The sequence below is a fragment of the Xanthomonas sp. LMG 8993 genome (assembly GCF_009835065.2).
Taxonomy (GTDB): domain Bacteria; phylum Pseudomonadota; class Gammaproteobacteria; order Xanthomonadales; family Xanthomonadaceae; genus Xanthomonas; species Xanthomonas arboricola.
Map to the genome: position 1 here is coordinate 23,294 of NZ_QVIF02000008.1, position 14,826 is coordinate 38,119.

Annotated in this window: 16 protein-coding genes and 1 other RNA gene; 15 read left to right on the forward strand and 2 right to left on the reverse strand. The window is 66.0% G+C overall.

From position 1 onward, the window contains the following. The first annotated feature begins 113 nt into the window (after positions 1-113). The 5 genes from DYQ94_RS14835 (at position 114) to DYQ94_RS14855 (ending at position 3,483) form a co-directional block, all read left to right on the forward strand. A complete protein-coding gene (locus tag DYQ94_RS14835) occupies positions 114-1,121 on the forward strand; it encodes a methionine ABC transporter ATP-binding protein (protein WP_016903462.1) in 1,008 nt (335 codons plus the stop codon). Further along, positions 1,118-1,810 carry a methionine ABC transporter permease gene (locus tag DYQ94_RS14840; protein WP_024940266.1) on the forward strand — a complete coding sequence of 231 codons (693 nt, stop codon included), beginning with the start codon at positions 1,118-1,120 and terminating at the stop codon, positions 1,808-1,810. The genes DYQ94_RS14835 and DYQ94_RS14840 overlap by 4 nt, the downstream gene beginning before the upstream one ends. 136 nt (positions 1,811-1,946) lie before the next feature. Then, positions 1,947-2,762 (forward strand): MetQ/NlpA family ABC transporter substrate-binding protein, encoded by an 816-nt coding sequence (locus DYQ94_RS14845; protein WP_126966605.1) that lies wholly within the window; start codon positions 1,947-1,949, stop codon positions 2,760-2,762. A 62-nt stretch (positions 2,763-2,824) separates the two neighbouring features. Further along, a non-coding RNA gene (locus DYQ94_RS14850) (sX9 sRNA) lies at positions 2,825-2,900 on the forward strand. A gap of 25 nt (positions 2,901-2,925) precedes the next feature. Then, positions 2,926-3,483 (forward strand): CcdC protein domain-containing protein, encoded by a 558-nt coding sequence (locus DYQ94_RS14855; protein WP_024940264.1) that lies wholly within the window; start codon positions 2,926-2,928, stop codon positions 3,481-3,483. 87 nt (positions 3,484-3,570) lie between these two features. Here the strand turns inward: DYQ94_RS14855 and DYQ94_RS14860 are convergent, their stop codons facing one another. Then, a complete protein-coding gene (locus DYQ94_RS14860; RefSeq protein WP_016901022.1) occupies positions 3,571-4,242 on the reverse strand; it encodes an OmpW/AlkL family protein in 672 nt (223 codons plus the stop codon). Between the two features lie 175 nt (positions 4,243-4,417). Here DYQ94_RS14860 and DYQ94_RS14865 point away from each other — a divergent pair, with 175 nt between their 5' ends. The 5 genes from DYQ94_RS14865 (at position 4,418) to lpdA (ending at position 10,332) form a co-directional block, all read left to right on the forward strand. After that, entirely contained in the window at positions 4,418-4,945 is a 528-nt protein-coding gene (locus tag DYQ94_RS14865) for a DNA-deoxyinosine glycosylase (protein ID WP_425519011.1), read from the forward strand. Positions 4,946-5,179: 234 nt separating this feature from the next. Beyond that, a complete protein-coding gene (locus DYQ94_RS14870) occupies positions 5,180-5,938 on the forward strand; it encodes a DUF2884 family protein (RefSeq protein ID WP_126966607.1) in 759 nt (252 codons plus the stop codon). A 128-nt stretch (positions 5,939-6,066) separates the two neighbouring features. Next, positions 6,067-7,839, forward strand: a complete 1,773-nt coding sequence (locus tag DYQ94_RS14875; protein WP_126966608.1) for a dihydrolipoyllysine-residue acetyltransferase — start codon at positions 6,067-6,069, stop codon at positions 7,837-7,839. Then, a complete protein-coding gene (locus DYQ94_RS14880) occupies positions 7,836-8,483 on the forward strand; it encodes a hypothetical protein (protein ID WP_054592378.1) in 648 nt (215 codons plus the stop codon). Before DYQ94_RS14875 ends, DYQ94_RS14880 begins: the two co-directional genes overlap by 4 nt. Before the next feature lie 16 nt (positions 8,484-8,499). Further along, a complete protein-coding gene (lpdA, locus tag DYQ94_RS14885; RefSeq protein WP_126966609.1) occupies positions 8,500-10,332 on the forward strand; it encodes a dihydrolipoyl dehydrogenase in 1,833 nt (610 codons plus the stop codon). A gap of 433 nt (positions 10,333-10,765) precedes the next feature. Here lpdA and DYQ94_RS14890 read toward each other — a convergent pair whose 3' ends face one another. Beyond that, positions 10,766-11,578, reverse strand: coding sequence for a hypothetical protein (locus tag DYQ94_RS14890; RefSeq protein WP_026064024.1), 813 nt, complete (start codon positions 11,576-11,578; stop codon positions 10,766-10,768). A 528-nt stretch (positions 11,579-12,106) separates the two neighbouring features. Here DYQ94_RS14890 and DYQ94_RS14895 point away from each other — a divergent pair. The 5 genes from DYQ94_RS14895 to DYQ94_RS14915 all read left to right on the forward strand — a co-directional run bounded on the left by DYQ94_RS14895 (position 12,107) and on the right by DYQ94_RS14915 (position 14,789). Continuing rightward, a complete protein-coding gene (locus DYQ94_RS14895; RefSeq protein WP_016901016.1) occupies positions 12,107-12,472 on the forward strand; it encodes a hypothetical protein in 366 nt (121 codons plus the stop codon). 25 nt (positions 12,473-12,497) lie between these two features. Then, entirely contained in the window at positions 12,498-13,298 is an 801-nt protein-coding gene (atpB, locus tag DYQ94_RS14900; protein WP_016901015.1) for a F0F1 ATP synthase subunit A, read from the forward strand. 73 nt (positions 13,299-13,371) lie between these two features. Continuing rightward, complete coding sequence (gene atpE, locus DYQ94_RS14905) at positions 13,372-13,674, forward strand: F0F1 ATP synthase subunit C (protein ID WP_002814105.1); 303 nt, start codon at positions 13,372-13,374, stop codon at positions 13,672-13,674. Between the two features lie 113 nt (positions 13,675-13,787). Beyond that, a complete protein-coding gene (locus DYQ94_RS14910; RefSeq protein WP_016901014.1) occupies positions 13,788-14,258 on the forward strand; it encodes a F0F1 ATP synthase subunit B in 471 nt (156 codons plus the stop codon). Positions 14,259-14,261: 3 nt separating this feature from the next. Further along, on the forward strand, positions 14,262-14,789 hold the full coding sequence (locus tag DYQ94_RS14915; protein ID WP_016901013.1) for a F0F1 ATP synthase subunit delta: 528 nt from the start codon (positions 14,262-14,264) through the stop codon (positions 14,787-14,789). Positions 14,790-14,826: the final 37 nt, after the last annotated feature.

A 14,826-nucleotide genomic window follows, 5' to 3' on the forward strand; every position in this document is an offset into this window, starting at 1 on the left:
TGCTCTAACTAATCCCCAATCCCGACTCCCCAATCCCCAACTTAGAACTCATTGGAATATCGTCCGCAAACATTGACTGGTAGGCTTCACGGCCCCCCAATCGGCCACGCGCGGTGATCCAGTTTCAGCGCCTGCACAAGTCTTATTCCGTTGACGGTCGCCAGATCGTGGCGCTGCATCCACTCGATCTGCGGATCGGCCCCGGCGAGGTGTTCGGCATCATCGGCCATTCCGGTGCCGGCAAGTCGACCCTGATCCGGCTGATCAACAGGCTGGAAGAGCCCAGCGGCGGGCGGCTGCTGATCGGCGACGAGGACGTCACTGCGCTGGACAGCCAGGGCCTGCGCGCGCTGCGTCGGCGTGTCGGGATGATCTTCCAGCACTTCAACCTGCTGTCCTCGCGCACCGTGGCCGGCAATGTGGCGTTTCCGCTGGAACTGGCCGGCACCCCGCGCGCCGAGGTCGATGCGCGCGTGGCCGAGCTGCTGGCACGGGTCGGGCTGGAGCAGCATGCCAGCAAGTATCCGGCGCAGCTGTCCGGCGGGCAGAAGCAGCGCGTGGGCATCGCGCGCGCGCTGGCCACCCGGCCGCAGATCCTGCTGTGCGACGAGGCCACCAGCGCGCTGGACCCGCAGACCACCGCCTCGGTGCTGCAGCTGCTGGCGCAGATCAACCGCGAGCTGGGCCTGACCATCGTGCTGATCACCCACGAGATGGACGTGATCCGCCGGGTCTGCGACCGCGTCGCGGTGCTGGATGCCGGCAAGCTGGTGGAAACCGGCCCGGTGACCGAGGTGTTTCTGCATCCGCAGCACGCCACCACCCGGCGCTTCGTGTCCGAGGCTGAGCATGTGGACGAGGCCGAGCTGCATCGCGACTTCGCTGCGGTGGGCGGGCGCATCGTGCGGCTGACCTTCCTGGGCAACGGCACCTACGAACCGGTGCTGGGCCGTATCGCCCGCGAGACCGGGGTCGACTACAACATCCTGTCCGGGCGCGTGGACCGCATCAAGGACACCCCGTACGGCCAGCTCATCGTCGCGCTGACCGGCGGCGACCATAACGCGGCACGCGCCGGCTTCGTCGCCGCCGGCGTGCACGTGGAGGATCTGCGCGTATGACTCTGATCGCCACGACAAGCGGGTTTTTCCGCAATCTCGATGCCGCCAAGTGGGGCGATATCGGCCAGGCCACGCTCGATACCTTGCTGATGCTGGCCGGCGCGCTGCCGCTGACGCTGCTGATCGGCCTGCCGCTGGGCGTTGCGCTGTTCCTGTGCGGTGCCCCGCAGCTGCGCCGCCGCCCGGTGCTGTACGGCGTGCTCGCGGCACTGATCAACCTGCTGCGCTCGGTGCCCTTCATCATCCTGATGATCGCGATGATTCCGCTCACGCTGATGTTGATGGGGACCTCGCTGGGCGTGCGCGGCGCGATCCTGCCGCTGGTGGTCGGCGCCGCACCGTTCTATGCACGGCTGGTGGAAACCGCCTTGCGCGAAGTGGACCGCGGGATCATCGAAGCCAGCCAGGCGATGGGCGCCACCACCCGCCAGCTAGTGCTGCGCGTGCTGCTGCCCGAAGCGCGCCCGGGCCTGATCGCCGGCGCCACCGTGACCACCATCGCGCTGATCGGTTTCACCGCGATGGGCGGTGCGATCGGCTCCGGCGGGCTGGGCGATGTCGCGTACCGCGAGGGCTATCTGCGATCGCATTCGGATGTCGCGCTGATCACCGTGATCGCCCTGCTGGTGCTGGTGCAGCTGCTGCAGATGCTGGGCGACTGGCTGGTGGCGCGCTACAGCCGGCGCTGAGCTCGACCGCGATCGCGTGTTGCCGGCGCGCGCAGGGCCCAGCAAGCACACGGGCCTGCCGATCGCGGCTCCACCTGCGGTCTGCTAGGTTTAGCGCTTGCGGCAGTGCCGCATTCCTCCTCCCACGGACCCCCACATGAACACATTCGCGTTTCGTTCCCTCCTGGCTGCGGCCACGCTGGCCCTGGCTTCCTGTGGCGGTAGCGGTAGCGGTAGCGGTGGCAGCAGCGGCGGCGACACACTGACGGTGGCCGCCACCGCGGTGCCGCATGCCGAGATCCTGGAGGTGGTCGAACCGCTGCTGGCCAAGCAGGGTGTCAAGCTGGACGTGCGCGTGTTCAACGACTACGTGCAGCCCAACGACCAGGTCGTGCAGAAGCAGATCGACGTCAACTACTTCCAGACCGAGCCGTACCTGGATGCCTACAACCGCGACCGCAAGAGCCAGCTGGTGACCGTGGTCGGCGTGCATATCGAGCCGTTCGGCGCGTATTCGCGCCGGTTCAAGACGCTGGCCGAGCTGCCTACCGGCGCAGATGTGGTGATTCCCAACGACCCGAGCAACAACAGCCGCGCGCTGATCCTGCTCGACAAGGCGGGCGTGATCAAACTCAAGGACCCGAGCAATGCCCTGTCCAGCCAGCGCGACATCGTCGAGAACCCCAAGCAGCTGAAGTTCCGCGAGCTCGACTCGGCGATGCTGCCGCGCGTGCTCGACCAGGTCGACCTGGCACTGATCAATACCAACTACGCGCTCGACGCCGGCCTCAATCCGACCCGCGACGCGCTGGCGATCGAGAGCAAGGACTCGCCGTACGTGAACTTCCTGGTCTCGCGCCCGGACAACAAGGACGACCCGCGCGTGCAGAAGCTGGCCAAGGCCTTGACCAGCCCGGAAGTGAAGGCGTTTATCGAGCAGAAGTACAAAGGCGCGGTGTTGCCGGCGTTCTAAGAGCGGCGATCAAACCGACCGCGCTCACCCCCAGGCGGGTGCGGCCGGTGCTCCGCATCGGCATGCACCCCGCGAACACGCCGGTTGCTGCGCGCCGCCCACGTTCACCTGACGTCCGCGCGTTTCGTGTTGCCAACCACTCTTCATCGCCACCGAGCATGTGATGCCACTTCTCCTCGCCATACCGCTGGCCGTGATCATCGCCCTGGCGGTGTTCGCGGTGCTGTTGCCGTTGTCGCTGGTGCAGCGCTTTCGTGTCGGCACCGCGCGGCGGCAGGCACGCGGCTGGCTGTTGATGATCAATCTGGTCTCGGCCGGCCTTTCCACCGTGTTGTTCGTGATCTTCGTGTTGATCGCCGCCGCGTTCTGGCCCGGCGCGATCAGCCATGCCGCCTTCGGCTGGGCCTGCGGGCTGGCGCTGGGGCTGCTGGCACTGCGTCTGACCCGCTTTGAGCGCACCCAGCAGGGGCTGTTCTACCGGCCCAACCTGTGGCTGGTGCTGGCCTTGACCGCGCTGGTGGTGGTACGTGTGATCGCCGGCATGGTGCAGGGGTGGCGCAGCACCTGGCAGGGGGCTGCCTGGCCCACGGAAGGGTGGCTCAGTCACGCCAGCCTGTTGGGCGCGGCCGGCGTACTACTCGGCTATGCGCTCGCCTATGCCACCTTGCTGTGGTGGCGCTGGCGCAGCGCGCGCCTGCGCGGCAGCGTCTACTGGCGCTGAGCGGGCGGCGCCACGATTTCAAAGCATAAAAAAAACGGGCCTTGCGGCCCGTTTCTTGTTCGACTGAAACGTCGCTTTCCCGCGTGCTTAGAAGCGCGCGCCGACGCCGAAGCCGACGGTCCACGGATCCAGTTCCAGCTCGCTGCCGGTGCCCTGGCCGCCCACGCGCAGTTCCGGACGCGAACGCATGTAGCGGGCGTCGGCACGTGCGAACCAGGTGGAGTTGATGTTCATGTCCACGCCGACGGTGCCGATGACACCCTTGGCGGTGTCCAGGCCCACGTGCTGGCCGGTGGCCGACGCCGCGTCGATCTTCTCGTTGCTGAAGTTCGACTCGTAGTAGCCCACGCCCACGAACGGACGGAACACGTTATCGGCCTGGCCGAAGTGGTACTGGCCGCTGATGGCGATCGGCTGCTGCTCGACGGTACCGATCTTGCCCACGCCATCGGCGTTGACACGGTGGTTGAACTTGTCGGCGGCGCCCCACAGCTCAACGGCCCAGTTGTCGTTGATGTAGTAGCTGGCGCTCAGCGTCGGTGCCGGGCCGCCATCGACGTCCAGGCCGGGAGCCGGATCGTTCTTCGGCTTGATCAGAGCAACACCGCCGACCACTGCCCAATGCTTTCCGGAAGCGCTATCGGCGCTGGTGGAAGCCGAGGAGGTGTCGCCGGTGTAGGTGGTGTCTTGTGCAAATGCCGACGGCGCAAACGCAAGTGCGGATACGGCAGCCAGGCTCAGGATGGAAATGGCACGCATTGGGGGTCTCCTCAGTGTTCTTGTTAGGCCCGTGGAGTGGGCCGCGCCAAAGCTATTCCTGAAAATCTGAATCCACGCCCACCCGTGGCTCGCTAAAATTTCGTTTGTTCAGCAAGTTTCCGGAGAAGGCCGTGGCTGCAACAGGCAAGCTGAAAAAGACATTCACGCAGATGCGATCGCCGTGACGAAAACCGACCTGTTGCAGGGCCTTCCAGCGCACATTCCTAACGATTGCCGTGTCCTGGTGCTCGGCTCGATGCCGGGCAACGCCTCGTTGCACGCGGCGATGTACTACGCCCATCCGCGCAACCGTTTCTGGCCGCTGATGCAGGAACTGCTGGGCATCCACGCCGGGTTGGCATATCCGGCGCGCCTGCAGGCGCTGTCCGACTGCAAGGTCGGCCTGTGGGATGTGATCGGCCAATGCGAGCGGCGCGGCAGCCTGGATACCGCCATCGTCGCCAGCAGCATCGTGGTCAATCCGCTGGCGGCGCGGCTGGCGACGCTGCCGCAGCTGCGCGCGGTCGCCTGCAACGGTGCGGCCGCCGCGCAGGCATGGCGCCGTCATGTGCAGCCGCTGTTGCCGGTCGCCCTGCACACGCTGCCGGTATGGGCCTTGCCGTCCACCAGTCCGGCCAATGCGGCATGGTCGCTGCCACGGCTGTGCGCGGCCTGGCAGCCGCTGCGCGACGCGCTGGATTAGCGACGTCGGATCGCCGCGCAACCAATTCATGAGCGAAGACATCAGCGAGCGGATGGGGCCGTGCGAACCATGTGCCTGCGTCGTGGCGGAGTTGGCCGACACCTGTCACCACTGCAGCGCCGGCCGTGTTGGTCAGCGCGCAGCCACCGGCCGGAAGTCATGCCAGCGTCCGGCACGGGCAAGTGCTGCTCCTGGGCAGGCATGCTGCAGCCAACGCATAACGGAAGCGACCAGATGGCGATCAAGCACGCACTACCGATGGCAGCGGGCCTGCTGCTGGGCCTGCTGGTCGCCGTACCGGCTGCCAGCGCCGACGATCTGCACTGCAACGTCAGCAGCGACTACGACCTCACGCTCAACCCGCGCAGCCTGATCCTGATCCGAGCGTCGGGCACGCCGCAGCGGCTGGTGATGCGCCAGGGCGCGTTGTTCGTCGACGACCGCTGGGTCGCGGTGAGCGCGGACGATCGCACGCGTTTGATCAACTTCGAGCGGCAGACCCGCGACGTGGTGCCGCTGGCGCAGGAGGTCGGGCGTGAAGCGGCCGACATCGCCGTCACTGCGCTGGGCGAGGTGGCGGCCGGCTTCAGCCGCAGCCCCGAGGCCACACGCGTGCAGCTGGCGGCCGTGCGCGAAAAGATCGACACCCGCCTGAAGCAGAGTTTCGGCAAGAGCCAGCTCACCTCGATCGATATCGATGACGACATCGGCGCGATGGTGGCCGAGCTGCTGCCGCAGCTGATCGGCGATGTCGTCGCCGGTGCGGTGCAGTCGGCACTGACCGGAAACGATCTGCAGCTGCGGTCGCTGGAAGGGGTCGAAACGCGCATCGAGCGCCTGATCGAGCCGCAGGCGCGTGCGTTGCGGCCACGCGCGCAGCAACTGTGCACGCGTGTCGAGGCGCTCGACGGCTTGGACAATGCGCTGGCGTATCGTTTGCCCTCGGGCGAGCCACTGCAACTGTTGCGGGTCGATCGACGCGCGTCGAAATGATCCGGCGCATGCGCCGGCGAACGCTGCATCCCGTCCGGTGCGCGACTTTTTCCACGGCAATGGTTGGCGCTGCGGCCCGCAGCCGGCCACAATAGGGGTTTCCCCATTCTGTTGCCGGAGTTCCCCGTATGGCCGAAATCAAGGAAGCACTTGTCCCCGATATCGGTGACTACAGCGATGTCCCGGTAATCGAGGTGCTGGTGTCGGTCGGCGATACGGTCAGCAAGGACCAGAGCCTGGTCACGCTGGAATCGGACAAGGCCACGATGGAAGTGCCCTCGTCGGTGGCCGGCGTGGTCAAGGAGATCAAGGTCAAGGTCGGCGATTCGCTGTCGCAGGGCGCGCTGGTCGCGCTGATCGAAGTGGCCGACGCCGGCGCCGAAACCGCCGCCGCCCCGGCCGCCGCTCCTGCCGGCCCCGCCAAGGCTGCGCCCGCTGCCGCGCCGGCGCCTGCCGCCAAGGCCGAGCCGGCTGCGCCTGCCGCGTCCTCGGACGGCGGCCTGGTCGAGGCCCGCGTGCCCGATATCGGCGATTACACCGACATCCCGGTGATCGAGGTGCTGGTCGCCGTTGGCGATACCGTCGCCAAGGACCAGAGCCTGGTCACGCTGGAATCGGACAAGGCCACGATGGAAGTGCCGTCCTCGGCCGCCGGTGTGGTCAAGGAACTCAAGGTCAAGGTCGGCGACACGCTCTCGCAGGGCAATGTGGTGGCGATCATCGCTGCCAGCGATGGCGGCGCCGGTGCGGCGCAGTCCCCGGCCAAGCCCAGCACCGACACCGCCGAAACCGCCGGCAAGGTCGAGCCGGTCGCCGTGTCTGCGGTGCCGGACAAGCTGGCCCAGCGCGAGATCGCGCAGGTGCAGGGCGCCCGGTCCAGCGAGGCCGCGCAGCCTGCGCAGGGCGGTCAGCCGTCGGCCGGGCAGCCGTCCAGCCCGCCGGTGACCTTCGACGCCGACAGCGTGCTGCCGTCCAAGGTGGCCTACGCCAGCCCGGTGGTGCGCGTGTTCGCACGCGAGCTCGGCGTGGATCTGAACCAGCTCAAGGGCAGCGAAAAGGGCGGCCGCATCACCCGTGAGGACGTGCAGCGCTTCGTCAAGGCCGCACTCAGCGGCGGCGCGCCTGCCGCAGCCGGGGCCGCACCGGCCGGTGGTGGCAACGGCCTGAACCTGCTGGCTTGGCCGAAGGTGGACTTCAGCAAGTTCGGCGAGACCGAGACCCAGCCGCTGTCGCGCATCAAGAAGATTTCCGGTGCCAACCTGGCACGCAACTGGGCGATGATTCCGCACGTCACCCAGTTCGAATCGGCCGACATCACCGACCTGGAAGCCCTGCGCGTGGCGTTGAACAAGGAAAACGAGAAGGCCGGCATCAAGCTGACCATGCTCGCCTTCCTGGTCAAGGCCAGCGCCGCGGCGTTGAAGAAGTTCCCCGAATTCAACGCCTCGCTGGATGCGGCCGGCGAGAACCTCACGCTGAAGAAGTACATCAACATCGGCTTCGCCGCCGACACCCCGAACGGCCTGGTCGTGCCGGTGATCCGCGACGTCGACAAGAAGGGCGTGCTGCAGATCGCGCAGGAAAGCGGCGAGCTGGCCAAGAAGGCGCGCGACGGCAAGCTCGGCCCGGCCGACATGAGCGGCGGCTGCTTCTCGATCAGCTCGCTGGGCGGCATCGGTGGTACGGCGTTCACGCCGATCATCAATGCGCCGGAAGTGGCGATCCTGGGCGTGTCCAAGTCGGCGATGCAGCCGGTGTGGAACGGCAAGGAGTTCGCCCCCAAGCTGATGCTGCCGCTGTCGTTGAGCTACGACCACCGCGTCATCGACGGCGCGCTGGCCGCACGCTTCACCACCTACCTCAGCCAGGTGCTGGCCGACATGCGCCGCGTCCTGCTGTGAGAGCAGCGCTGCTGACCTTCGCCCTGCTGGGCGTGCTGCCGTGGACATCCGCGGCGGCACGCGAGTGCGAGAGCACGCTCGGGCGCGGCTGGCCGCCGGCGGTGGGCAACTATGGCACCGCGGTGACCACGCTGCTCGACGCCGGCACCCGGCCGAGCCTGTCGTTGCTGACGCTGCCTACCCGTGGCGTGGAAAGCGGTGTATCGCTGGTGCCGGGCAAGGACGGTGCCGACTGGACCCTGCGGCATAGCCGCGCCGACGAGCGCGTCTACAGCTGGGTCAGCCAGAGCGATCGCGGCAGCGTGCAGTTCCGCACCGCGCAGACCCCGGAAACGGTCGAGATCCCGATTCCGGCGGCGTTGGCAAGGCGCCTGGTCAGCAACTGGACCGGCGCACTGACGCAACTGGCGCCGAGCGGTCGCAGCGCCCCGGTGAGCGAGGGCGAGGTGCTGTCGTTCCAGGTCGATGGCGTGCGTTACAGCGGCACCCGCCCGAGCTGCGGCGCCGGCGAGTTGCTGCTGCAGCAGGCCGCGTTGCTGATCGAAGCCAGCGAAGGCAAGGAAAAGAAGCGCGACAAGCGCTGGACCCAAATCGAATCGTCGCTGGATGAACTCCAGCAGACGCTTGCCGGCACGGCCGGTTGAGCCACAGGAGAAGCAAATGGCGGTCATTGAAATCAAGGTTCCCGACATCGGCGATTACAGCGATGTCCCCGTCATCGAAGTGCTGGTCGCCGTCGGCGACAGCGTGGTCAAGGATCAGGGCCTGGTAACGCTGGAGTCGGACAAGGCCACGTTGGAAGTGCCGTCCTCGGCCGCCGGCGTGGTCAAGGAGCTCAAGGTCAAGGTGGGTGACAGCCTGTCCGAAGGTGCGCTGGTGCTGCTGCTGGAAGCCGAAGGCGAGGCCGCCGCACCGGCTGCGCCCGCCAAGGCCGACAGCAAGCCCGCACCGGCGGCTGCGGCGCCTGCCGCCGCGCCCGGCAGCAAGCCGCCGGTGACGCCGTCGCATCGCGCGCCGGCCGAACCGGCGCCGTCCAAGCCGGCGCTGGCCAGCGGCAAGCCGGCCGATATCGAATGCAAGATGGTGGTGCTCGGCGCCGGCCCTGGCGGCTACACCGCCGCATTCCGCGCCGCCGACCTGGGCCTGGATACGGTGCTGATCGAGCGCTACGCCAGCCTGGGCGGGGTCTGCCTCAATGTCGGCTGCATCCCGTCCAAGGCGCTGCTGCATGCCGCCGCGGTGATCGACGAAGTGGCGCACGCCGGCGATTTCGGCGTGGACTTCGGCCAGCCCAGGATCACCCTGGACAAGCTGCGCGAGTACAAGGAAAAGGTGGTCGGCAAGCTCACCGGCGGCCTGGCCAGCATGGCCAAGCAGCGCAAGGTGCGCACCGTTACCGGCGTGGCGTCGTTCGTGTCGCCCAACGAGCTGGAGATCGTCGGCGACGACGGCAAGACCCAGCTACTGCGCTTCGAGCACTGCATCATCGCCGCCGGTTCGCAGGCGGTGAAGCTGCCGAACTTCCCGTGGGACGACAAGCGCGTGATGGACTCCACCGACGCGCTGGAACTGCACGACATTCCCAAGACCCTGCTGGTGGTCGGCGGCGGCATCATCGGCCTGGAAATGGCCACGGTGTACAGCGCGCTCGGCAGCAAGGTCACCGTGGTCGAGTTCATGGACCAGCTGATGCCGGGCGCCGACAAGGACCTGGTCAAGCCGCTGGCCGATCGCCTGAAGAAGCAGGGCGTGGAGGTCCATCTCAAGACCAAGGCCACCGACGTCAAGGCCGGCGCCAGCGGCATCACGGTGTCGTTCGAAGCGGCCACCGAAGGCGAGAAGCCGGGTCTGCAGGCCACCGCCTACGACCGCGTGCTGGTGGCGGTTGGCCGTACGCCCAACGGCAAGAAGATCGGTGCCGACAAGGCCGGCGTCACCATCACCGAGCGCGGCTTCATTCCGGTCGATCGGCAGATGCGCACCAACGTGCCGCACATCTTCGCCATCGGCGACATCGTCGGTAACCCGATGCTGGCGCACAAGGCCACCCACGAGGGCAAGCTGGCCGCCGAAGTGGCTGCCGGCGAGAAGAAGGAATGGGTGGCGCGGGTGATTCCGTCGGTCGCCTACACCAACCCGGAAATCGCCTGGGTCGGCGTGACCGAGACCGAGGCCAAGGCCAAGAGCCTGAAGGTCGGCGTGGCCAAGTTCCCGTGGGCCGCCAGTGGCCGCGCGATCGGCATCGGCCGCACCGAAGGCTTCACCAAGCTGATCTTCGACGAAGAAACCCACCGCGTGATCGGTGGTGCCATCGTCGGCGTGCATGCCGGTGATCTGCTGGCCGAGATCGGCCTGGCGATCGAGATGGGCGCCGAGGCCGAAGACATCGGCCATACCATCCACGCGCATCCGACCCTGAGCGAATCGGTCGGCATGGCCGCCGAGGTCTACGACGGCACCATCACCGACCTGTACATCCCCAAGAAGAAGTAAGCGCCGCCACTTGCGGCACGGCCAGCGACGCCCCGCCTTGCGCGGGGCGTTGTCGTTTCGGTGTGCTGCCGGGAGGGGTTGCAGGGTGCGGCCGTTCCCACCGGGGCGCTGCATGCGCCACGGAATGCAGTGCTCGCAGTGCTGATGCTCTGCGCTGTGCTCCCATGGCGCGTTGCAGCTGCGCAGCGGGACGAGGGTCCGGCGCATCGTCGCCGGGCACAATGACCTGCCGTGCGGCGCAGGCGGGCGTGACGGTGTGGATGCTGGTGCGGCATTGCCATGCCGATCCGGTCTTCAAGGCGCAGATGTCGGGTGCGCTGACGCAACAGGTCGCGCATGGCGATATCCGCGCACTCGCTGGTGCTGTCGGCACCGCACAAGAAAACAAAAGGCCCGCAAAACGCGGGCCTTTTGGTGCAACGCTGCGCGTCGATCAGAACGCGAACGTCACGCCCGCAACCGGGCCCTTGAACTCCTGCTTCAGACCGATCAGGCCATCGCTGCCGCGCTGGTCGACGTCGAGCTTGAACCAGTCATAGCCGGCGAAGATGCCGAAGTTCTTGGTGAAGCGGTATTCGGCAATCGCGTTGGCGCGGCTCAGGTCGCCGTCGTAATCGCCAAAGTCGCCCCAGCTGGTGTTGAGGTACTGGCCCTGCACGTTGAACAGCCAATGCTCACTCGGGCGCGCGGTGAAGCGGATGCCGACCACCGGCGCAACGCCGTCTTCGCTTTCGTCCAGCACATCGCCGCTGAAGACGCTGCCCAGGTCGGCGTACGCGTTGGCTTCGACCTTGGCGTATTCGGCGCCGATCTGCAGGCCCAGGCTGAATTCCGGCGAATCGATCACCGAGTAGTCATACACCAGGGTGGCAACCTGATACTTCAGCTCGCCCTTGATGAAGCTGCCGGTCGGGACGGTGACGCCACCGCCGCTGATGTCCTGGGTCAGGGTCTCGCGGCGATCCTTGTCGTACTTGAAGTAATCGAAGATCAGGCGCTGGCGGGTGCTGATGCGGAACACGCCGTCGACGCGCGGCTCCCATTCCTTGCCGCCGAGCTTGAAGTCTTCGTTGACCGACACGTTGTTGCCTGCCACCAGCGTGTTGCCACGGATGGTGTTGTCGTTGTCGACGTTCATCGCACCCAGACGGAGCTGGAAGCGGTCATCGGTATCTTCGGCGTGCGCCGGCGCGGCGTAGGCGGCAGCCAATACGCACGGGATGGCCAGTGCGAGAAGGTGTTTCATGGGGAGCTCCGAATTCTTGGAATGGTCAGGCGTTTCGGCCTGTGCGGCGCATCTTCGATAAGACGGCGTCTTCCATAAGTGAAGGAGCTGTCGCATTGCTGTGAAGGCCGAGATAGCAATCGGACAAAACGGTCCGCTGCTGCAGGGGTCAGACTTTAGTCGTACGTTGCGCAATCCGGGCGCCAGGCGCGAAGCGCCACGGCATGGGTCATGCCGCCATGGCACCGATTGGACCGCCAACGGGAAGGTCGCAGGGTGCGACAAAATGCGTAAAAAGCAGGAGCCCCGATGCTCCGGGGCTCCCATACGCGACCTGCGGCGGGACCTTTCGACGAGGATGTGCAGGCCTCGCGGGTTATGACCGCCGGTTTGTGGCAAAGTTCCCACCCGCCGCGGCAACCCTGTATGGTGCGACGCAGCAACGGATGACCTCTGCCGGTTGTCTCGCAATTTGTCCCATTGCTATACTTTCGCGGCTCGACGAGGCGCATCTGCGCTTCCCACTCATTCACACGTAAGGTAACCGTAGTGCTGAACTCCGTTGACGCGGGTCGGCGGTTGATGCTGCGCGCTGCGGTATATCCGCTTGCCGCTGTAGCTATAACCAGTCTGGGGTTGCTGTTGGTCGGTCCCCGTTACTCTGCCGGTCTGGCATTGACCGGGTTTGCGACGGTGCTGGGCGGTTGGGTGGCAGCACGTACCGCGCTAGGTGGCGGTATCCAGGCAGCCGGCATTGCCATGGTCCGGCTGATCCTGGCGATGGTGTTGAAGTGGGTGTTGGTTTTCGTGGCGCTGGCGCTTGGCTTCGGCCTGTGGCGGCTGCCTCCTCTGGCCTTGCTGGCGGGTATCGCCATCGGGCTGATTTTTCAGGTTCTGGCTCTGGCCAGGCGTTGATTCGAACTTAAAGGGCTCCGGACACATGGCGGGCGAGGCAGCAACACCTACCTCCTATATCCAGCATCACTTGCAGAACCTGATCTATCCGGTTCGCGAGGGTGGCGGCACGTTTTGGACCATCCACGTCGACACCCTGGTCATGGCGGTGCTGATGGGCCTGGTGATGGTCTTCGCGTTCTGGACGGCGACCCGCAATGCCACCGCCGGCGTGCCGGGCAAGTGGCAGGCGTTTGTCGAAATCTGCCTCGAGTTTGTCGACCGTCAGGCCAAGGACACCTATCACGGCAGCAGCAAGCTGGTGACGCCGATCGCGATCACCATCTTCTTCTGGATCCTGTTGATGAACCTCATCAAGATGATCCCGGCCGATTTCATCGCCATCCCGCTGGGCTGGGCCGGTATCCACGCCTGGAAGCCGGTGCCCACCGCCGACGTCAATGCCACCCTGGGCATGTCGATCAGCGTGTTCTTCCTGATGATCGTCTTCTCGCTGCGCTCCAAGGGCGTGGGCGGCATGACCAAGGAATTCCTGACGGCGCCGTTCGGCAAGTGGATGATGCCGTTCAACCTGCTTTTGAACATCGTCGAGTGGCTGAGCAAGCCGATTTCGCTGGCGATGCGACTGTTCGGCAACATGTTCGGCGGCGAGATCGTCTTCCTGCTGATCTGGGTGCTGGGCGGTGCGGGCATCGCCGGCATGGTCGCTGGCGGCGTATTCGGCCTCGGCTGGATGCTGTTCCACCTGTTGGTGATTCCGCTGCAGGCCTTCATTTTCATGATGCTGTCGATCGTGTATCTGAGCCTTGCCGAAGACAGTCACTGAGTTTCGCTGCACCCTTCATACGCTTCATCCCGATTCATCCATCACCCTTAGAAACTTTCGTTCGGAGATCACCATGTACCTCGCCGTCCTGACCAACCTCGCTCAAGTCCAGAGCTCCACCGTCCTCGCCGTCGGCATCATGATCGGCCTGGCCGCGCTGGGTGCCGGCCTCGGTCTGGCCATCATGGCTGGCAAGTTCCTGGAATCGGCTGCGCGCCAGCCGGAGCTGATCCCGGTGCTGCAGGTCCGCATGTTCATCACCGCCGGCCTGATCGACGCCGCGTTCATCATCAGCGTCGCCGTCGGCCTGCTGTTCGCCTTCGCCAACCCGCTGGCCCAGGTGTTCATCGAGCGTCTGTCGCAGGCTGCCGGCTGATCCAGCGGTAGCAGGATGTGGAGGCAACCGCTCGCGGTTGCGTCCGCGGATGAAGGTCGGAAAGCGTCGCCATGCGGTGGCGCTTTCACCCCTAAACAGCGATTGAGCGACCCATGGATATCACCCTTACCATCTTTGCCCAGGCGCTGGCCTTCGCCGGTCTGATCTGGATCGTCGCGACCAAGATCTGGCCGCCGCTGCTGCAGGCGATCGAAGAGCGTCAGCAAAAGATCGCTGAAGGTCTGGCTGCTGCCGATCGCAGTCAGAAGGATCTGGCGCAGGCGCAGGAAAAGGTCAACGAAGCACTGAAGGACGCACGCACCAAGGCCAACGAGATCATCGATCAGGCCCATGCGCGCGCCAACCAGATCATCGAAGCGGCCAAGCACGAGGCAATTGCCGAAGCCAACCGTCAGAAGGATCTGGCGCAGACCGAGATCGACGCGTCCGCCACGCGTGCCCGCGAGGAACTGCGCAAGCAGGTGTCCGTGCTGGCCGTCAGCGGTGCCGAAAAGCTGCTCAAGCGCGAAATCGATGCCAACGCCCACAAGGCGCTGCTCGACGAGCTGGCGGCGGAGATTTAATCGATGAGTCAGGCCCTCACACTTGCCCGTCCGTACGGCCGCGCCGCGTTTGCGATCGCGCGTGAGGGCGGCAACTTTGCGCCCTGGTCCGATGCGCTGGCGTTTTCGGCGCAGGTGGCCGGCGACCCGCGCGTGGCCGCACTGCTGCTCAACCCGGCCCTGGGCCAGGATCAGGCAGTGACGTTGTTGGCGCCGCCGCAGGCGAGCGAAGACTATCTGCGTTTCCTCGGCCTGCTGGCCGACGCGCAGCGGCTGTCGCTGTTGCCGGAAGTGGCAGGACTGTACGAACAACTGCGGGCCGAAGCCGAACACGTCGTCAAGGCGACGGTGACCTCGGCGGCTGCAATGAGCCAGGCGGAACTGGACACGATCGCTGCTGCGCTGAAGAAGCGTTTCGGCCGCGAGGTGGACATCACCACCGCGGTGGATGCTTCGTTGATCGGCGGCGCGGTGATCGACACCGGCGACGTGGTCATCGACGGCTCGCTGAAGGGCAAGCTTGCGCGTCTGCAAAGCTCGCTCGCCCACTGAATTCACATAAACGCATGGCCCTCGCGGCCGGCACCTA